Source organism: Cupriavidus sp. 05L411, assembly GCF_056398045.1.
Genome location: NZ_JBFTOQ010000034.1, coordinates 17,937 through 36,427 on the forward strand (window position 1 = coordinate 17,937; position 18,491 = coordinate 36,427).

The following is an 18,491-nucleotide window of genomic DNA, read 5'->3' on the forward strand; positions in this document are numbered from 1 at the left end:
TGAATGGTAATCCAATTACCTTGCCCGGCACATGGATGCCTCATGCCGCCCACTGCTTGCCGCCCACTATCTCCCGCCTCGCTGGCAGAATATGGCTTCGCCCGGCCAGGCCCGATGCCTGTGCCGTTTGTCTTGCCGCCATGTCCTTTCCGGAGCCATCGCCCCACCATGCAAGCACGCCCCCAATCTGTTGCCATCCCGTTCCGTCCGCTTTCCCTGGCGCTCGCCCTGGCAGGCACCCACGCCGTTGCGCAGACCATCCCCGTGCCAGCGGTCTCGCCTGCGGTGGAGCGCACCTACGCCACGCTCGAAGCCGCCCCGCTGGTCAAGAAGGTGCTGGCCGACGTGAAGGCAGATGACGCGCGCTCGCTGGGCGATCTCAAGGCGCTGACCGAGATCCCCGCGCCGCCGTTCAAGGAGAAGGCACGGGCCGAGCATTTCCTCTCCCGGCTCAAGGCGCTTGGCCTTGCCGATGCGCATATCGATGCCGAGGGCAATGCCATCGGCATCCGCAAGGGCAGCGGGAACGGCCCCAAGCTGCTGATCTCGGCGCATCTGGACACGGTCTTTCCCGAAGGCACCGATGTCACGGTCAAGCCGCGCGATGGCCGTCTCTATGCGCCAGGCATCTCGGATGACACGCGCGGGCTGACGGTCCTGTTGTCATGGCTCAAGGTGCTCAACGACAACCAGGTGCGCACCGTGGGCGACCTGGTGTTCGTTGGCAACGTGGGCGAGGAAGAACTGGGCAACCTGCGCGGCATGAAGGCCGTGTTCCGCGACCACCCGGATATCGACGGCATGGTCGGGCTGGAGCCGGGCGTGGGCGACCGGGTGCTGTCGCTCGGCACCGGCAGCCATCGTTACGAGGTGACGTTCCGTGGCCCGGGGGGCCACAGCTTCGGCGCCTTCGGCCTGCCCAGCGCCATCCACGCGATGGGACGGGCCATTGCCAAGGTGAGCGACGTGCGCCCGCCGGAGGATCCCAAGACCACGTTCACGGTGGGCACGGTGGGTGGCGGCACGTCGGTSAACGCGATTGCGGGCGATGCGCGCATGGCGGTGGATATCCGCTCCAACGCTACGCCGTCGCTGCTGGAAACCGAGAAGCAGATCATGGCTGCCATCGAGGCCGGGGTTGCGGAGGAAAACCGCCGCTGGCATCCGGCCGACGCCGCCAGCCAGATCACTTACCAGGTCAAGCAGATCGGCGACCGTCCGGCGGGCCGCACGCCACCTGACGCCACGATCGTGCAGGCGGCGGTGCGCGCCATCAAGGGTTACGGCAAGGGCACGCCCAGCCTGCGCGGCGGCAGCACCGACGCCAACGTGCCGATGTCGCTCGGCATTCCCGCCATCATCATCGGCAGCGGCGGCAAGACCGGCGGCTTCCATGCCCGCGATGAGTGGTACGACCCGACCAACGCCTGGGAAGGCGCCCAGGTCGGGCTAACCACCGTGCTCGGGCTGGTGGGCGTGCAGGGCGTGAGCCAGCCGTTGCTGGAAAAGCGCGCCGCCAAGTAGCCAGCGGGCGGTGCCGGCCAAGTTGCCACCGCCTCTTCTTTCAACGCCGCGAATGCAGCTCTCCATGTTCCGCCGGCTGCCGCTCAACCGCCCGCGGCGCGGCGATCCATTTCGCCACCGCCAGGGCATCCAGCGGGCGCGAGAACAGGTAGCCTTGCCCCATATGGCATCCCTGCGATAGCAGGAAGCGCCGCTGGGCTTCGTTTTCCACGCCTTCGGCGATCACCGCGAGCTTCAGGCTGTCGCCGATGCGGATGACGGCGCTGGCCAGCTCGCGGGCGGCGGCATCGCTTTCCAGATCGATCACAAAGCTCTTGTCCAGCTTGAGCTGATGCACGGGCAACTGCCTGAGGTAGCCCAGGCTGGAATATCCGGTGCCGAAGTCGTCCATGGACAAGCGCACGCCCTGCGCGTGGATGGCGGCAACGGTGGCGGCGAGTCCCGCGTCATCTTCCATCAGCAGCCCTTCGGTCATTTCCAGCACCAGCGCCTGGGCGGGCAGCCCATGGCGGGCCAGGGTCTCGGCCACTTGCGCCGGCAGCCCCGGGTCGCGGAAGCTGGCGGGAGAAATATTGACGGAGATCGTGGGTACGGAAAGCCCTTCCTCGCGCCAGGCGGCTAGCTGTGCGCACGATTGCTCCAGCACCCAGCGATCTAGCGTGCCGATCAGGCCGCTGTCTTCGGCCAGTGGCACGAAGCGGTCCGGCGACACCATCCCAAAGTGCGGGTGGTGCCAGCGCACCAGCACCTCCAGGCCGTAGAGGCGCCCATCGCGCAGGAACACCTGGGGCTGGAAGTTGAGATGAAGCTCCTCGGCCAGCAGGGCGTCGCGCAGCGCGGACTCCAGCGCCAGGCGCTCCTGGGCGGCCCAGTTCATCTCGATGCTGAAGAAGCGGAACAGGTTGCGCCCCGCGGCCTTGGCGTCGTACATGGCCATCTCGGCGCAGTGCAGCAGGTAGTCCAGCGCATCGCCGTCGGCCGGGAACATGCTGATGCCGATGCTGGCCGAGGGCGCAATGCTGGCGTGGTCGATGCGCAGCGGCTGGCGCAGCGCGGCCAGGATGCGCTTGCCCGCCGCAATGGTCTGGGTGCGGTCGCTGTCGGGCAGCACCAGCGCGAATTCGTCGCCCGACAGCCGCGCCACCAGCGCGGTATCCCCGGCGTGCGCGCTAAGGCGTTGCGCAACCTCGCGCAGCAGCTTGTCGCCGCCGACGTGGCCGAGCGAGTCGTTGATATGCTTGAAGCGGTCCAGGTCGACGAACAGCACGCTGAGCGTGGTGCCGGCCGAGCGCGCCGCGAGCAGCAGGGTGCCGGCCTGCATCTGCAGCAGGCTGCGGTTGGGCAAGCCGGTCAGTGAATCGTAGTGGTCGAGCTGCAGGATCCGCTCGGCGGCTTCTTCGCGCTCGAACGCGAGCTTGCACAGCGAGGCGCATACCTCGGCCAGTTGCTGGTGGAAGGCGTCGGGCTGGCGGACGGTGCGGCAGTAGAAGGCCAGCGTGGCAAGCACGCGGCCATCGCTTGCCTTGATCGGATAGGACCAGCATGCCGCCAGGCCGAGGGGTAGGGCAAGATCGCGAAAATCCGCCCATAGCGGATCGTTGGCGATATCGCTGACCATCACCGGCTCGCCCAGCCAGGCGGCTGTGCCGCAGGAGCCCACGGATGGCCCGATGGTCAGGCTGTCCAGCGCCGCCGAATAGTCCGGCGGCAGGCCGGGCGCGGCCAGCGGGTGCAGGCGCCCATCGGCGTCCACCCGCAGCACGGACGCGATCACGGAGGGTGCCACGCGTTGTACTTCTTCGCAGATCAACTCCATCACGGCCGGCAGCGGCTGCTCCATCACCATGGCTTGCAGGACCTTTCGCTGCAGCATCTCGTAGGTCCGCTGCTGGGTGATGTCGGAGAGGATGACGATGGCGTGATGCCGGTCGCCGGTCGCACTGACCAGGTGGCGCACGGTGGCGCTGACCCAGAGTGCGCTGCCGTCGCGCGCATACACCAGGGCCTCGTGGCGCTCGCCGCCCGGGGATGAGCGCTGGGCATGCAAGCGCTGCATCACGCCGGGATCGGTGAACTCGCCGGCCAGTATCTCGCGCGGGGTCTTGCCCCTCAGCTCGCAGGGCTTGTAGCCCAGCATGCGCGTGAGCCCGGCGTTGGCATACACGATGTGCCAGTCGGCATCGACCACCAGCACGGCACTGTCGATCTCGTCGGCGATGACGGATAGCAACGGGTGATCGTCGCGGCTGGCATCCCGGTGGCTGGCCACCTTCACCAGCAGCGTGCGCAGTGTAACGTCTCCCAGGCGGGTGCTGGATTCCGCGACATGGCCAAAGCGAAGTTCGCCATCCGGCCTCAGGATCTGGACGGCTGGCAAGGGCTGGGCACGCTGCGCGTCGGCATCCGGCAGCTTTTGCACCAGCGCCTCCACGTTCATGCCGAAGACTTGCGTACGGGATGCGCCATAGAGTGCCTCCGCAGCAGCGTTCAAGAAGATCACCTTGTTGTCCGTGTTCAGGATGAAGACGGCATCGGTGGCTTGCTCGAGCGAATTGCGGAACAACTGATGGGGGTCGGCTATGCTGAGCGCTTTGTCTCTATCTGGCATGAGTGAGGTAAACGTCGCTAACGACCGAGGATGCCTGCCTTGCCCGGTGGGGCTCGCGGGACATTGACTCGGCTCTGAAGCAGCTATCGGCATCCTGTGCCGGATCCTGAAGTACTTTTTTTTGCGCCAGGCGTTCCTCGGCGCAGGCCTCGCGCTCCGATGGCTTGGCATAATTGCGCCCTGTCTTGACGGGGCGATGCGCGCGCCGTCCCCTTGTGCATCGATCGAACCGGGATTCTTCATGATCATCTGCGCCGGCGTTGGCCCCGGGCACCTTGACTTCCTGACCCACGGCGTGGCGGAACTGATCCGTGGCGCCGACATCGTGGCCGGCTTCGACACCGTCATCGACGTCATCCGCCCGCTGGTGCCGCCGGCGGCCCAGGTGGTCACCATGGGATACCAGGACCAGGTGGAGCGGCTTGCCTGGGTTGCCGCCGAGCACCATGGCGGCCGGCGCTGCGTGGTGCTGTTCATGGGCGACATGCATTTCAGCGGTTTCCAGTACCTGGAGCGGGTCGAGCGGGCATGCGGCCATCCGGTGGATACCGTGCCCGGCATCTCTTCGGCCCAGGTGCTGGCTGCGCGCGGCAAGGTTTGCTTTGACGAGACCACCTTCCTGACTTTTCACCGGCGCGGAGACCTGGAGCCGTTCAAGCGCCATCTGGTGCACGTGCTGGCGGACCAGCGCAACGCCATCGTGATTCCGCGCCCGTGGGATTTCATGCCCAGCGATATCGCCGCCTGGCTGGTGGCACAGGGCGTGCCGCCCGAGCATCCGGTCGAGGTCTGGGAGAATCTGACGCTGGCCGATGCGGACTGGCGTGGCACGCTGGCCAGTTGCACACTGGCGTTCACCGATATGAGCATCATGCTGATCCGTGCGCTGGCGCCAATGGCCAGCCAGATCGAGCCGCCGCCGCTTGCGTAGCCCCGCGCGCCGGCCGCGCCCGGTGGGGCCTCGGCGTTGATCTGCCGCAAGTCGCCCGCATTGCCCGCTTGCGCTGCCCCGCGCACGGAGTAGAGTCCATTTTCGGATAGTCGGAAAAACGTCTGCAACCGTGTGCAGGGGTCTCCGGATCGGAGGGAAAACATCATGGATTTCAAGACCGTGCTGGTCGAACTCGGCGCCGACCCCGGCTGTGCGGATCGCGTCAACCTGGCGGCGGAACTGGCGCAGCGCTCGGCCGGCCATGTGATCGGGGTAACCGCCACCGGCATGCGGCTGGAGCCGTTCCGGGGCGCGGGCGACGAGGCGGGATACTACGCGGAACTAGCCCGGCGCCAGTTGCTGGCGCAGGGCGCCGAAGCCAGCGCCGCATTTCATCGGGCCATGAGCGAAGCGGCGCCCGGCGTGGGTTTCACCCACAGGGTCATCGAGGACGATGTGGGCTGGGCGCTGGTCCAGCAAGGGCGGGTGGCGGACGTGGTAGTCCTGGCCCGCTTGCCCGGGCCGGAGTCCATTCCCGTGCTGGTGGCACAGACCCCGGAATATGTGTTGCTCAACACCGGCCGCCCGGTGCTGCTGGTGCCGCCGGGCGTGCGGCATCTGCCCTGCGAGCATGTCGCCATCGCATGGGATGGTGGGCGCGAAGCCGCCCGGGCCGTGGCCGATGCGATGCCCCTGCTGCGCCTGGCCAAGCGTGTCACCGTGGTGTCGGCGTCCAGCACGCATGACGGCTCGGCGACCCACGGCATGCCCGATGTGCCCGGTGCGCACGCCGGCCTGCGCGATCACCTGGCGCGCCAGGGCATCACCAGCGTCATGCACGCCGTGCAAGGCAGCCATGGGATCGGCCAGTTGCTGCTGGAGGCGGTGGGGCACTTGCAGGCCGACTTGCTGGTGGCAGGTGGCTATGGGCACGCCCGGTTGCGTGAACTGGTCACTGGCGGCACCACCCGCACCCTGATGCGCCACGCCGGCATTCCGGTGTTGATGTCGCATTGAAGGTCGGTCTCGGCTGGCATCAATATACTTTTTGATATAATATTCAGCCGTATATTGATTAGCAGGCCGGGGTCTCGCCCGGCCCTTGCCGAACCCATGCAAGCGGCTTCTCCCTCGCTGAGCCTGGACACGATGCGCGCCGCCGCGGGCGACGCCACCGCCATGCTGCGCGCCCTCGCCAATGAAGACAGGCTGCTGCTGCTTTGCCAGCTCAGCCAGGGCGAGATGTCGGTGGGCGAACTCGAAGCGCTGCTCGGCATCCACCAACCCACCTTGTCGCAACAACTCGGTGTGCTGCGCGCGGAAGGGCTGGTCAACACGCGGCGCGATGGCAAGCGGATTTTTTACGCGGTGGCCGATGCGCGGGTGCTGGCCGTGCTCGAAACGCTCTACGCCTTGTATTGCCCCGCTGAATGAAGGAGCCACTGGCCATGATCATTGACTGGACACACTTCACGCCCTGGTCCGCGCTGGGCGGGGGCCTGCTGATTGGCTTGGCCGCCGCCGCGCTCGTGCTGCTCAACGGGCGCATCGCGGGCATCAGCGGCATCGTTGGTGGCTTGCTGCGGCCAGCGCGCGCGGAAGCGGGCTGGCGTATCGCCTTTGTGCTTGGCCTGCTGGCGGCGCCGCTGCTGTGGCGCCTGTTCGGCGCGCTGCCGCAGATCCGCGTCCATGCCGGCGCCGGCCTGCTGGTCGTGGCCGGCTTGCTGGTGGGATTGGGTACCCGCTACGGCGCCGGCTGCACCAGCGGGCATGGCGTCTGCGGGCTGTCGCGGCTCTCGCCACGCTCGCTGGCGGCCACCGCGGCCTTCATGGCGGCCGGTTTTGCGACGGTCTTTGTCGCACGGCACCTGCTCGGCGCATGAGGAGCGATATGAACCGCCTTTTTTCCTTGCTGATCTCGCTGGCCTCTGGCCTGGTGTTCGGCCTCGGGCTGATCCTGGCCGGCATGGCCAATCCGGACAAGGTGCTCGGATTCCTCGACCTTGCCGGGCGCTGGGATCCCTCGCTGGCGCTGGTGATGGGCGGTGCGATCGCGGTGGGCGTGGTGGCGTTCGGCATCGCCCGGCGGCGTGCCGTCTCGCTGCTGGGCTTGCCCATGCAACTGCCGGCGTCGCGCCGGATTGACCGGCGCTTGCTTGGTGGTAGCCTGTTGTTCGGCGTGGGCTGGGGGCTGGCGGGGATCTGCCCGGGGCCCGCGCTGGTACTGCTGGGCGCGGGCGCATGGCAAGACGCGGTCTTTGTGCTGGCCATGCTGGCCGGCATGGCGCTGTTCGAGTGGCTAGAATGGCTGGGGCGCGGCCGCGCTTTAGCCGGCAAGGCATTAACTGGACGTTAGCCGGACATTAGCCGGACGCTATTTGGACATGAACCGGACGTTAACCGGACAACAGGAGTCATCCATCGATGCGAACTGATGAGGTCATCGACGAGGCCGAGGTAGAAACGCCTGCCAGGGCTCAGGCGGCGCGGCGCAGCACCTGGGTGAGCGTGGCCGTGAATATCCTGCTGACCTGCATGCAGCTGGTGGCGGGCGTGGTGGCCGGCTCGCAGGCGTTGATCGCGGATGCCATTCACTCACTCTCCGACCTGGTCTCGGACTTTGTGGTGCTGTTTGCCAGCCACCATAGCCGCAAGGGCGCGGATGCCGACCACCAATACGGCCACCAGCGTTTCGAGACCGCCGCCTCGCTGGCAATCGGCTTGCTGCTGCTCGCGGTCGGCGTTGGCATGCTGTGGTCGGCCGTGCAAAAGCTGGAGCATCCCGAGTTGATCCAGCCGGTCAAGGGTGTTGCGCTGTGGGTGGCATTGGGCGCGCTGGCGGCAAAGGAATCGTTGTTCCGCTACATGCTCGCCGTGGCCGAGCGCGTGCGCTCCAGCATGCTGGTTGCCAACGCATGGCATGCGCGCTCGGATGCGGCATCGTCGCTGGTGGTCGCCGTGGGCATCGGCGGCAACCTGCTCGGCTACCACATGCTCGACCCAGTGGCCGCCCTGGTGGTCGGGCTGATGGTGACCCGGATGGGCTGGAAATTCTCCTGGGATGCTCTGCATGACCTGATGGACCGTGCCGTGGACGCGCAGAGCATCGAGGCGATTCGTCAGGCCATGCTGGCCACGCCAGGCGTGCTGGGCCTGCATGACCTGAAGACCCGCAAGATGGGCGACGCGATCCTGGTCGACGTGCATCTGGAGATCGATGGCGCAATGACGGTCGAGGCAGGGCACCGTATTGCGGTGGAGGCGCGCCTCGCCGCCATGCAGATTCAGGACGTGCTGAATGTGATGACCCATGTCGACCCGGTGCGCGTGCCGCAGCGCCAGGCGGAGGACCCGGCGCGCGCAGGCGCGGCATGATGGACTGACCAAAGCGTGGGCCGGGCGTGGGCAAACGTCGTTTGCCGATGCCCGGTATGATTGCCATCCTGGCTTGAAATGGCTCTCCCGGTGGCAAAAAGCGGTCCGCCCGCTTCGCCGCGCAGACACGCAGACACGCAGCCCCCCGCACCCGCCGCTCCATGGACCAAACGCGAACCCAGTCATCGTCGATGAGATTCCTGCCGTATCTCGTCGCCGCTACCTTCTTCATGGAGTACCTCGATACCACCGTGCTCGCCACTGCGCTGCCGCAGATGGCGCAGTCGTTCGGGGTCGGGCCGAATGACCTGAGCCTGGGCATGACGGCCTATATGCTGGCGCTGGCGGTGTTTATCCCGATCAGCGGATGGATCGCTGATCGCTTCGGGTCAAGGACGGTGTTCGGCGGGGCGATCGTTGTTTTCACGGTGGCCTCGGTGCTGTGCGGCGCATCGAACGGGTTGTTCGCGTTCACCGCGGCGCGCGTGCTGCAGGGCATTGGCGGCGCGATGATGGTGCCGGTCGGGCGGCTGATCGTGGTGCGTAACACGGATAAGCGCCAGTTGATCAAGGCCATTTCCACCATCACCTGGCCGGCCATCGTGGCGCCTGTGGTGGGACCGCCCATCGGCGGGTTCATCACCACCTACGCCTCCTGGCGCTGGATCTTCCTGCTCAACGTGCCATTCGGCATTGCGGCGCTGATCGCCACCTTCATGATGATCCGCAACGAACGCGCGAACGAGCCCAAGCCGCTGGATATCGTTGGCTTTTTGCTCAGCGGCGCCACGCTCACCTTCGTGCTGTATGGCACGGAGCTGGCCAGCCAGCAAGGCTCCAGCCTGGCAACGGCGGGCGCGTTCGTGGCCGCCGGCCTCGCCCTGGGCGTGCTGGCCGTGCGCCATGCAGCGGGGCGCGAGCACCCGCTGCTCGATTTCACGACGCTGCGCGTGCCGACGTTCTCGGTCACCGTGATCACCGGGTCCGTCACCCGCATCGGCATCGGGGCGGTGCCGTACCTGATGCCGCTGCTGTTCCAGGTGGGCTTCGGGCTGTCCGCGTTCCGCTCCGGGCTGTTGCTGCTCGCCAGCGCGCTCGGCAACCTCGGCATGAAGGCCTTGACCACGCGCGTGCTGCAGTACTACGGCTTTCGCGCCACCGCGATCGTCGACGTGGCTTTTGCCAGCGTGTTCATCGTCGCGTGCGGGTTGCTCACGCCCGAGACGCCGCTCGCCATCGTGCTGTTCGTGGTGTTTATCTACGGCGTGACGCGCTCGATGCAGTTCTCCACGCTCGCCACGCTGGCCTACGCCGATATCCCGCAAAACCAGATGAGCAGCGCCAATACGCTATGGAATGCTGCCCAGCAGATGTCGATCGGCCTTGGCATTGCGTTTGGCTCGCTGTCGCTGAGGATTGCCGCATCGCTGCGCGGCGAGGCCAGCGACGTGCCGCACTTTACGCTCGGTGATTTTCGCTGGGCGTTTCTCTTCGCGGGCGCGCTCACGCTGGTGTCGTTGATCGGGTATGTCCGGCTCGCGCCGGATGCGGGGCGGCATCTGTCGAGCCGGCGGGCGGCTGGATGACAGGGTCCTCCCGATATGGCGAGGGACGGGCGAGCGTGAGCCGGGCGAACACGCCGCAATGCTCGCCCGCTGCGGGCTACACAAACTGAACGGAACTCGGCAGGGGCCTGACCGGTCACACCATCCGTATCCACCGGAGTCAACGCAACATGATCCTGTAAGCCCACTTCAAACCTGTTCGCGCTTGCTGAACCCTTGTTGTGCCCTCCTTGAGCACTTGGGTTCCAGGCGCGCTACCTGTCTTGTCTGGAGCTTGCATGGCTGACTTCACATCGATTCCGTTCGCGGTTTTCTCCGCGCCGCCGTCCTGCGGCAATTCTGGTGCTACCCCCATAGCTACCCCCATAGATTCCCACTCAGGTTCGCAGCCGGCGTTCTGGATTTCCCTGCGCCACGTCACCGTGGCGCTGCCCGATGGGCGGGTGCTGCTGGACGACCTGAGCGACACCTTCCCGCCCCGGCGCATCGGCCTGGTTGGCCGCAACGGCACCGGCAAGAGCGTGCTGGCAAAGGTGCTGGCGGGCCTGGTCACGCCGGATGCCGGGCGCATCGTCAGGCATGCCACCGTTGCCTATGTGCCGCAAGACGGCAGGCTGGCGCCAGGCGCGACGCTGGCGGATGTCGCCGGCCTGACGCCGGCTTTCGATGCGCTCGCCCGTGTGGAGCGGGGCGAGCCGGAGGGCGCGGACTTCGACCTGCTGGAAGGGCGGCTGGCCTGCGAGGCGGCTGGCCTGGGACATCTGGAGCCGGAGCGGCTGGCCGCCAGCCTCAGCGGTGGCGAACTCACGCGCGTGGCGCTGGTGGGGGCCTTTCTTTCCAGGGCAGATGGACTGGTGCTCGACGAGCCCAGCAATCACCTGGACCTCGTCGCCCGGCAATGGCTGCGCGCTCAGTTGCGGCAATGGCGCGGCGGCGTGGTGGTGGTCAGCCACGACCGCGAATTGCTGGAAGACATGGACCATATCGCCGCGCTGACGCCGGATGGCTTGCGCCACTACGGCGGCAACTACACGCTGTATGCGGCGCAGCGCGATGCCGAAGCCGTCGCCGCGCAGGCCGCGCTGGATCACGCGCGGACCAGCCGCAACTCGGCCTTGCGCGACTTGCGGCGCCAGCACGATGCCCATCAGCGCCGTGCCGCGCGCAACGACCGCGCGGGCACGATGGCCAACCTGCCCGGCATCTACCTCAGCCGGCTGAAGGACGGTGCGCAGGCGTATTCCGGCCGCGAGCAGCGGCGCCAGCAGGAAACCCGCGCAACGCTGGACGATGCCGTGCGGCAAGCCGCGCAGCGCATCGAGGCTGGCCCGCCGGTGGCGCTGATGCTGCCCGGTGCGGTGGTCGCCGCGGGCAAGCGCGTGGTGCACGCGCAAGATGCGATCCTGCCGTTTGCGGCCGGCGCAAAGCCGCTCAGCCTGACGCTGGCGGGGCCGGTGCGCATTGCCGTGACCGGGCCGAACGGCTGCGGTAAAACCACGTTGCTCAAGCTGCTGGCCGGCGTCGAGAACCCGGCGTCCGGGACCTGCTCGGCAGGTGTTCCCAATGCCTGGCTCGATCAGCAGGCGGCGACCCTGCTGCCGCCGGCAATGTCCGTGCTGGAGCGGCTGCGCGAATTGGACAGCCCCTTGCCGGAGGGCGTGCTGCGCAGTCATTTGTCGTTGCTCGGGCTGGGTGCGGCGCTGGTGCGGCAGCCTTCCGGCGAATTGAGCGGGGGCGAGCGCCTGAAGGCGGCGCTTGCCTGCGCTTTATGGGCCGCGGAGCCTGCCCAAATGCTCTTGCTCGATGAGCCTACCAATCACCTCGACCTGGATTCGGTGCGCGCGCTGGAGCAGGCCTTGAGCGCCTATCCCGGCGCCATCCTGGTGGCGTCGCACGACCGGCGCTTCCTCGACGCGCTGGGGTTGACCCACATGCTGGCGTGGCAAGGCGGGGACTGGGAACTGGCGGCTTGCAGGTAAGCCGCGCGGGCTGGTGTCACCCGTGCGTGTCGTCGGGGATTTCATCGACCGAGCGCACCGCCGCGCGCCGCAGGGCATCCAGCGCGGCACTGACCGCGATACGGCCAAAGCCGTCGTCGCGCCAGTACATGGATACCGAGCCAAAGCCCGCCAGCCGCAGCGGCAGGATGCGCAGGGCGCCGAGATGCTCCAGGCGCCGTGCGGTCCGGTGCGAGGCCACGCCGATCATATTGCTGTGGTTGAGCAAGGTCAGGTTGAGGATGACCGAGTTCGACTCCACGCAATCGGCCGGCATGCCCTGGCCAGCCGCGTTCAGCGCCGACTCCAGCGTGTTGCGGATGGGCGTGCCGCGTGGCCACACGATCCACCGGTATGCCTGCAGGTCGCTCCAGCCCGGTTCGGCCAGCTCAAACAGCGGATGCCGCGGGCGCGTGACGAAATGGATCGGCTCCATGTAGAGCGCCTCGGCGCGCATTTGCCCGTCCTGCAGTTCCGGCGCGGAGCGGCCCACCACGATATCGACCTCGCCCCGGGCCAGTTGCGCCATCAACAGGTTCATGGTGCTTTCCACCAGCCGGACATGGGCTTTCGGCAGACGCTGCAACAGCGAGGTGACGGCTAGCGGCACGGTATCGGCAGCCGACGCGCCGGAGGCGCCGATCACCACCAGGCCGCTGCCGCCTTCGCGCATGGCCTGCATGTCGTCGCGGGCGGTATCCAGGTGCGCCTCGATGCGCCTGGCATGGGCAATCATCGATTCGCCATAGGGCGTGGGGCGCAGGCCGCGCGCGTGGCGCTCGAACAGCGGCAGCCCGATGTCGTCTTCGAGTTCCTTGAGCCATTTCGACAAGGCGGGCTGCGTGGTGCTGAGAGCGGCGGCTGTCTGGCTCATGTTTCCGGTCTGCGCCAGGCTAAGCAGCATCTGCAGGTTGCGCAGCCGAAGCCGCTGGGTCCAATCCATCAGGGTATTCCCTTTGAGGTATATCCATATTCATATGGATAAGAGGAATCTGTCATTTTACAAGGTATATCTCCGGGCGTATAAATCTTCCATCGCACCCCGCAGCCCATAGCGGCTGCCCAGCGCCCCGACCGGGCGATGAATCGGAGACAAGGCCATGCCAGACGCAAAGAAGAGCACCGACCGTTCAGCTTATTACAGCCGCATCGGCCGCAACCAGATGGCGCCCCTGTGGGAATCGCTGCACGCGCTGGTCCCGCGCGAGCCTCGTCCGCAAGCGCAGCCGGCGATCTGGAAATACGCCGAGATCCGCCCGCTGGTGATGCAGGCGGGCGAGGTCATCAGCGCGGAAGAAGCCGTGCGCCGCGTGCTGGTGCTGGAGAATCCTGGCCTGCCCGGCAAGTCCAGCATCACCTCCACGCTGTACGCCGGCTTGCAGCTGATCCTGCCCGGCGAGATTGCCCCCAGCCATCGCCATACCCAGTCCGCGCTGCGCTTTATCGTGGAGGGCCGCGGCGCCTGGACCGCCGTCAACGGCGAGCGCACCACCATGCATCCGGGCGATTTCATCATCACGCCATCGTGGACCTGGCATGACCACGGCAACCCGTCCGTGGCGCAGGGCGGCGAGCCGGTGGTCTGGCTCGACGGGCTGGATATCCCGCTGCTGCAGCACCTGGACGCCGGTTTTGCGGAAAACTACCCCGAAGCCTCGCAGCCGGTGCTGCGTCCCGAAGGCGACAGTTTTGCCCGCTTCGGCCACAACATGCTGCCGGTGCGCCACCGCGTCACCGATCCCACCTCGCCCATCTTCAGCTATCCCTATGCCCGCAGCCGCGAGGCGCTGGACCAGCTCTACCGCAACGGCGAGCTCGATGCCTGGGATGGCGTGAAGCTGCGCTATGTGAACCCGGCCACCGGCGGCTGGCCGATGCCGACCATGGCTACCTTCATGCAATACCTCCCTGCCGGTTTCCAGGGCAAAACGTATCGCAGTACCGACGCCACCATCTATTCCGTGGTGGAAGGGCGCGGCACCGTGCGCATCGGCGAGGCGCAGTTCCAGTTCGAGCCGCGCGACACCTTCGTGGCGCCGTCCTGGCAGCCGGTGCAACTGGCTTCGGTCGAGGACACGGTGCTGTTCAGCTATTCCGACCGCCCGGTGCTGTCCGCGCTCAACCTGCTGCGCGAGGAGCGCACCTGATCCGGCGCAGTCCCATTTCTTTGTCTTTTTCCCGTTTCCTTGCCTGAGGTCTTCCATGTCTTTCGTCATTACCCCTCCCGCTGCCGTGGCCGTGCCGGTCGTTGGCACCAGCGACCAGTTTCCCGTGCGCCGCGTCTACTGCGTGGGCCGCAACTACGCCGCGCATGCCCGCGAGATGGGCTTCGATCCGGACCGCGAGCCGCCGTTCTTCTTCTGCAAGCCGGCCGACGCCGTGATCCCGGTCGCCTATGGCGAAACCCTGACGCTGGCGTACCCGGCCCAGACCAGCAACTACCACTATGAATCCGAGCTGGTTGTCGCCATTGGCAAGGGCGGCTCCGATATTCCGCTGGAACAGGCGCTGGAGCACGTCTGGGGCTATGCCGTGGGCCTGGACATGACCCGCCGCGACCTGCAGATGAAGATGCGCGAGATGGGCCGCCCGTGGGAAATCGGCAAGGCCTTCGATGCCTCGGCGCCGATCGGCCCGATCCATCCGGCCAGCGATGTGGGGCATTTCGAGCAGGCCGCGATCTGGCTGACCGTCAACGGCGCCGACAAGCAGCGCAGCGACGTCACGCACCTGATCTGGTCGGTGGCCGAGACCGTGGCGGACCTCTCCAAGTACTTCCGCCTGGAACCGGGCGACCTGATCTACACCGGTACGCCGGAAGGCGTCGGGGCCGTCAAGCCGGGTGACCTGATGGTTGCCGGCGTGGAGCGCCTCGGCGAGCTGTCGGTGCGGGTGGCCTGACGGCGTCGAGATTCCGGGATTTCGAGATTTCGAGAAAAAGGGCTTCACCGTGCAGATCTATAGTTTCTTCAACAGCTCCACGTCGTACCGCGTGCGCATCGCGCTGGCGCTCAAGGGCCTGCCGTACGACTACCAGCCGGTCAACATCCGCGTGGGCGAGCATCGCGTCGCGGACTATGTGACGGCCATCAACCCCTCGGCGGTGGTGCCGGCGCTGGTGGACGGCGACTTCCACCTGGGCCAGTCGATGGCGATCATCGACTACCTCGACGCCCGCCATCCCGAGCCGCGGCTGATCCCGCAAGCGGCGGAGCTGCGCGCGCGGGTGCTGGAGCTGGCCAATGTGATTGCCTGCGATATCCATCCGGTCAACAACCTGCGCATCCTGCGCTACCTGCAGGACACGCTGGGCGTGACGCCGGAGCAAAAGGACGCCTGGTACCAGCATTGGGTGGACGAAGGACTGGGCGCGGTGGAGCGGCTGCTGGCGCAGCACGGGCGCGGCCCGTGGTGTTTCGGCGACCAGCCCACGCTGGCCGACTGCTGCCTGGTGCCGCAGATCGCCAATGCGCAGCGCATGGGCTGCCGTACCGAACATTTCGAGCGCGCCATGGCGGTCTACCGCCATGCCTGCGAGCACCCGGCCTTCCAGCAGGCAGAACCTCAGCGGCAGCCGGACTACACGGCGCGCTAACCAACGCGACAGGGCACCCCGAGGCCGGATGGCCACCGGGTGCGCACCCAAGGAGACGAACATGAACAACACGCGCAGCACGGACCGCAAGGTGATCGTGGTCGGCGGCGGCATCGGCGGCCTGGCCGCCGCACTGGCGCTCGCCCGGCAGGGCATCCGCGTTGAATTGCTGGAACAGGCGGCCCAGATCGGTGAAATCGGCGCCGGCATCCAGCTTGGTGCCAACGCCTTTGCCGCGCTGGATGCCTTGGGCGTGGGCGACGCCGCGCGCAAGCGCTCTGTTTTCACCGACTACCTGGTGATGATGGATGCGATCGACGCCACGGAAGTCGCCAAGGTGGATGTCGGCGAGCGCTATCGCCAGCGCTTCGGCAACCCCTATGCGGTGATCCATCGCGCTGACATCCACCTGTCCATCCTGGAAGCCGTGCGGGATCACCCGCTGATTCAGTTCCGCACCGCCACCACGGTGTGCGCGCTGGAGCAGGACGAGCGCGGCGTGACCGTGATCGACCAGCACGGCGAACGCCACCAGGGCGATGCCGTGATCGGCTGCGACGGCGTGAAATCCGCCGTGCGCCAGGCCTTGCTCGGCGACGAACCGCGTGTGACCGGCCACGTGGTGTACCGCGCCGTGGTGGATGTGGCCGACATGCCGGCCGACCTGCAGATCAATGCGCCGGTGGTGTGGGCCGGCCCCAACTGCCATCTGGTGCACTACCCGCTGCGTGGCGGCGAGCAGTACAACCTGGTGGTGACCTTCCATAGCCGCGAGAAAGAAGTCTGGGGCGTGCGCGATGGCAGCAAGGAAGAAGTGCTGTCGTACTTCGAGGGCATCCACGCCCGCCCGCACCAGATGCTGGACCGGCCCACCTCCTGGCGGCGCTGGGCCACCGCGGACCGCGACCCGGTGGAGCAATGGAGCTTTGGCCGCGCCACCATCCTGGGCGATGCCGCCCACCCCATGACGCAGTACCTCGCGCAGGGCGCCTGCCAGGCGCTGGAAGACGCCGTGACACTGGGTGCGGCCGTGGCCGAGACCGACGGCGATTTCGTGGCGGCCTTTGCCCTGTACGAGAAGGCGCGCATCCCGCGCACCGCGCGCGTGCTGTACTCCGCCCGCGAGATGGGCCGGCTGTATCACGCCAAGGGCGTGGAGCGGCTGGTGCGCAATTCGCTGTGGGTCGGACGCACGCAGGACCAGTTCTACGACGCGCTGCAATGGCTGCACGGCTGGCGCGCGGAAGACTGCCTGGGCGGGGCGCGGTAGGGGGAGCGCCGGCCCGAAGTGGTCCGAAGTGGCCCGAAGTGTCCAAAAGAAGCAAAGAGCAGCCAAAGAGCGGCCAAAGAGCGGCCAAAGAATGGCGAGCCGATCGCAAGTCGGCCGCTTCGAAACACAATGCAGGAGACCGCTGTGCCCACGCAACCATCCATCGGCATCACCGAGTTCATCGATCGCCAGCCGCTATCGGCCTTCCAGGTCACGATCGTCGCGCTTTGCTTCTTGATCGTCGCCATCGACGGGTTTGATACCGCCGCGATCGGCTTTATCGCACCCGCGATCCGCGCCGAATGGCAGCTCACGCCAGCGCACCTGGCGCCGTTATTTGGCGCCGGGCTCACCGGCCTGATGGCCGGCGCGTTCCTGTTCGGCCCGCTGGCCGACCGCTTTGGCCGCAAGAACGTGCTGCTCTTCTGCGTGCTGTTCTTTGGCATCGCGAGCCTGGCCTCCGCGTTCTCCGGTTCACTGTGGGGGTTGGTGGCGCTGCGTTTCCTGACCGGCCTGGGGCTGGGCGGCGCCATGCCCAATACCATCACGCTGACTTCCGAGTATTGCCCGGCCAAGCGCCGCTCCTTCCTGGTCACGACCATGTTCTGCGGCTTCACGATAGGCTCGGCCCTCGGCGGCCTGGCCTCGGCGAACCTGATCGAAGAGCACGGCTGGCGCGCCGTGCTGCTGCTGGGTGGCGTGCTGCCGTTGCTGCTGCTGCCGCTCCTGCTCTGGAAGCTGCCTGAGTCGGTCCGCTACCTGGTACTGAGCGGCAAGCACCCGGAAAAGGTGGCGGCCATCCTGGAGCGGATCGCGCCGCGCGAGCGTGTCGCACCTGGCAGCATCGTGGTGGCGGACAAGCGCGCGCCCGGCTCGCCGGTTGCGCACCTGTTCAAGCCCGAACTGGTGCGCGGGACCTTGCTGCTGTGGCTGACCTTCTTCATGAGCTTGCTGGTGATCTACCTGCTGTCCAGCTGGCTGCCCACGCTGCTGCGGGCGACCGGGATCTCGCTCAAGACGGCTGCCCTTGTCACCATGATGTTCCAGGTGGGCGGCACCCTTGGCGCCATCGTGCTGGGCTGGCTGATGGACCGGGCCAACCCGCACTATGTGCTGGCCGCAAGCTACGCGCTGGCGGGTGTGTTCATCACCGCCATCGGCAGCCTGACCACGGCGCCATGGCTGGCCGGGGCGGCGGTATTCGCCGCTGGCTTCTGCATCTCCGGCTCGCAAGTGGGCGCCAATGCCTTGTCGGCGGCTTACTATCCCACCGATTGCCGCGCCACCGGCGTGAGCTGGGCCAATGGCGTCGGGCGGATGGGCTCGGTGGTTGGCTCGGTCGGGGGCGGCACGATGTTGTCGATGGGCCTGACCATGCCGGCGCTGTTCCTGATGGTGGGGATACCGGCGGTGATCGCTGGCGCCACCATGCTCCGGTTCGGACGCCATCGCGCGGGCCAGGCACGGCGCATGGTGGTGGCGGCTTGAGGGCTTCCAGCGGGGAGGTGTGTTTCATCCTTGAGTATTCAAATGATAATCGTTATCATTTTATGTCTCGGGTTAGTGACACGATCTGAGTCAGCAAATGGGTTGCCGGACACGCCTTGTGTCCGGTTTTTTTTGTGC

Annotated in this window: 16 protein-coding genes; 14 read left to right on the top strand and 2 right to left on the bottom strand. The window is 67.0% G+C overall.

What is annotated here, in order from left to right:
- The first annotated feature begins 168 nt into the window (after nucleotides 1-168).
- Nucleotides 169-1,524 (top strand): M20/M25/M40 family metallo-hydrolase, encoded by a 1,356-nt coding sequence (locus AC1DQR_RS29765; protein ID WP_416052695.1) that lies wholly within the window; start codon nucleotides 169-171, stop codon nucleotides 1,522-1,524.
- 40 nt (nucleotides 1,525-1,564) lie between these two features.
- Here the strand turns inward: AC1DQR_RS29765 and AC1DQR_RS29770 are convergent, their stop codons facing one another.
- A complete protein-coding gene (locus AC1DQR_RS29770; protein ID WP_416052694.1) occupies nucleotides 1,565-4,132 on the bottom strand; it encodes a sensor domain-containing protein in 2,568 nt (855 codons plus the stop codon).
- 241 nt (nucleotides 4,133-4,373) lie between these two features.
- Here AC1DQR_RS29770 and AC1DQR_RS29775 point away from each other — a divergent pair, with 241 nt between their 5' ends.
- The 8 genes from AC1DQR_RS29775 (at nucleotide 4,374) to AC1DQR_RS29810 (ending at nucleotide 11,982) form a co-directional block, all read left to right on the top strand.
- Nucleotides 4,374-5,063, top strand: a complete 690-nt coding sequence (locus AC1DQR_RS29775) for a cobalt-precorrin-7 (C(5))-methyltransferase (protein WP_416052693.1) — start codon at nucleotides 4,374-4,376, stop codon at nucleotides 5,061-5,063.
- A gap of 165 nt (nucleotides 5,064-5,228) precedes the next feature.
- Nucleotides 5,229-6,080 (top strand): universal stress protein, encoded by an 852-nt coding sequence (locus AC1DQR_RS29780; protein WP_416052692.1) that lies wholly within the window; start codon nucleotides 5,229-5,231, stop codon nucleotides 6,078-6,080.
- A 96-nt stretch (nucleotides 6,081-6,176) separates the two neighbouring features.
- A complete protein-coding gene (locus tag AC1DQR_RS29785) occupies nucleotides 6,177-6,497 on the top strand; it encodes a metalloregulator ArsR/SmtB family transcription factor (protein WP_416052691.1) in 321 nt (106 codons plus the stop codon).
- Nucleotides 6,498-6,511: 14 nt separating this feature from the next.
- Nucleotides 6,512-6,946, top strand: a complete 435-nt coding sequence (locus AC1DQR_RS29790; protein ID WP_416052690.1) for a YeeE/YedE family protein — start codon at nucleotides 6,512-6,514, stop codon at nucleotides 6,944-6,946.
- Nucleotides 6,947-6,954: 8 nt separating this feature from the next.
- Complete coding sequence (locus tag AC1DQR_RS29795; protein WP_416052689.1) at nucleotides 6,955-7,419, top strand: DUF6691 family protein; 465 nt, start codon at nucleotides 6,955-6,957, stop codon at nucleotides 7,417-7,419.
- Nucleotides 7,420-7,487: 68 nt separating this feature from the next.
- On the top strand, nucleotides 7,488-8,438 hold the full coding sequence (locus tag AC1DQR_RS29800; RefSeq protein WP_174425909.1) for a cation diffusion facilitator family transporter: 951 nt from the start codon (nucleotides 7,488-7,490) through the stop codon (nucleotides 8,436-8,438).
- A gap of 191 nt (nucleotides 8,439-8,629) precedes the next feature.
- The gene (locus AC1DQR_RS29805; protein WP_477134283.1) at nucleotides 8,630-10,024 is read left to right on the top strand and encodes a DHA2 family efflux MFS transporter permease subunit; all 1,395 of its coding nucleotides are present in this window, start codon (nucleotides 8,630-8,632) and stop codon (nucleotides 10,022-10,024) included.
- Nucleotides 10,025-10,281: 257 nt separating this feature from the next.
- Nucleotides 10,282-11,982 carry an ABC-F family ATP-binding cassette domain-containing protein gene (locus tag AC1DQR_RS29810; RefSeq protein ID WP_477134284.1) on the top strand — a complete coding sequence of 567 codons (1,701 nt, stop codon included), beginning with the start codon at nucleotides 10,282-10,284 and terminating at the stop codon, nucleotides 11,980-11,982.
- Nucleotides 11,983-11,998: 16 nt separating this feature from the next.
- Here the strand turns inward: AC1DQR_RS29810 and AC1DQR_RS29815 are convergent, their stop codons facing one another.
- A complete protein-coding gene (locus AC1DQR_RS29815; RefSeq protein ID WP_150984633.1) occupies nucleotides 11,999-12,943 on the bottom strand; it encodes a LysR substrate-binding domain-containing protein in 945 nt (314 codons plus the stop codon).
- 157 nt (nucleotides 12,944-13,100) lie between these two features.
- Between AC1DQR_RS29815 and gtdA the strand changes: the two genes are divergently transcribed.
- The 5 genes from gtdA (at nucleotide 13,101) to AC1DQR_RS29840 (ending at nucleotide 18,353) form a co-directional block, all read left to right on the top strand.
- A complete protein-coding gene (gene gtdA / locus AC1DQR_RS29820; RefSeq protein ID WP_477134285.1) occupies nucleotides 13,101-14,147 on the top strand; it encodes a gentisate 1,2-dioxygenase in 1,047 nt (348 codons plus the stop codon).
- A 55-nt stretch (nucleotides 14,148-14,202) separates the two neighbouring features.
- The gene (locus AC1DQR_RS29825; protein WP_309406479.1) at nucleotides 14,203-14,901 is read left to right on the top strand and encodes a fumarylacetoacetate hydrolase family protein; all 699 of its coding nucleotides are present in this window, start codon (nucleotides 14,203-14,205) and stop codon (nucleotides 14,899-14,901) included.
- Between the two features lie 49 nt (nucleotides 14,902-14,950).
- Nucleotides 14,951-15,595: a maleylacetoacetate isomerase gene (gene maiA / locus AC1DQR_RS29830; protein WP_416052685.1), complete on the top strand. Its 645-nt coding sequence runs from the start codon at nucleotides 14,951-14,953 to the stop codon at nucleotides 15,593-15,595.
- A gap of 61 nt (nucleotides 15,596-15,656) precedes the next feature.
- On the top strand, nucleotides 15,657-16,865 hold the full coding sequence (locus AC1DQR_RS29835) for a 3-hydroxybenzoate 6-monooxygenase (protein WP_416052684.1): 1,209 nt from the start codon (nucleotides 15,657-15,659) through the stop codon (nucleotides 16,863-16,865).
- A 144-nt stretch (nucleotides 16,866-17,009) separates the two neighbouring features.
- Nucleotides 17,010-18,353 carry an MFS transporter gene (locus AC1DQR_RS29840; RefSeq protein ID WP_416052683.1) on the top strand — a complete coding sequence of 448 codons (1,344 nt, stop codon included), beginning with the start codon at nucleotides 17,010-17,012 and terminating at the stop codon, nucleotides 18,351-18,353.
- Nucleotides 18,354-18,491: the final 138 nt, after the last annotated feature.

Coding starts and splice junctions, on each gene's coding strand:
- AC1DQR_RS29810 (WP_477134284.1), top strand. CDS start 10,282: ATGGCTGACTTCACATCGATTCCGTTCGCGGTTTTCTCCGCGCCGCCG.
- AC1DQR_RS29770 (WP_416052694.1), bottom strand. CDS start 4,132: ATGCCAGATAGAGACAAAGCGCTCAGCATAGCCGACCCCCATCAGTTG.
- AC1DQR_RS29780 (WP_416052692.1), top strand. CDS start 5,229: ATGGATTTCAAGACCGTGCTGGTCGAACTCGGCGCCGACCCCGGCTGT.
- AC1DQR_RS29790 (WP_416052690.1), top strand. CDS start 6,512: ATGATCATTGACTGGACACACTTCACGCCCTGGTCCGCGCTGGGCGGG.
- gtdA (WP_477134285.1), top strand. CDS start 13,101: ATGCCAGACGCAAAGAAGAGCACCGACCGTTCAGCTTATTACAGCCGC.
- AC1DQR_RS29805 (WP_477134283.1), top strand. CDS start 8,630: ATGAGATTCCTGCCGTATCTCGTCGCCGCTACCTTCTTCATGGAGTAC.
- AC1DQR_RS29775 (WP_416052693.1), top strand. CDS start 4,374: ATGATCATCTGCGCCGGCGTTGGCCCCGGGCACCTTGACTTCCTGACC.
- AC1DQR_RS29795 (WP_416052689.1), top strand. CDS start 6,955: ATGAACCGCCTTTTTTCCTTGCTGATCTCGCTGGCCTCTGGCCTGGTG.
- AC1DQR_RS29800 (WP_174425909.1), top strand. CDS start 7,488: ATGCGAACTGATGAGGTCATCGACGAGGCCGAGGTAGAAACGCCTGCC.
- AC1DQR_RS29825 (WP_309406479.1), top strand. CDS start 14,203: ATGTCTTTCGTCATTACCCCTCCCGCTGCCGTGGCCGTGCCGGTCGTT.
- AC1DQR_RS29835 (WP_416052684.1), top strand. CDS start 15,657: ATGAACAACACGCGCAGCACGGACCGCAAGGTGATCGTGGTCGGCGGC.
- AC1DQR_RS29785 (WP_416052691.1), top strand. CDS start 6,177: ATGCAAGCGGCTTCTCCCTCGCTGAGCCTGGACACGATGCGCGCCGCC.
- AC1DQR_RS29815 (WP_150984633.1), bottom strand. CDS start 12,943: ATGGATTGGACCCAGCGGCTTCGGCTGCGCAACCTGCAGATGCTGCTT.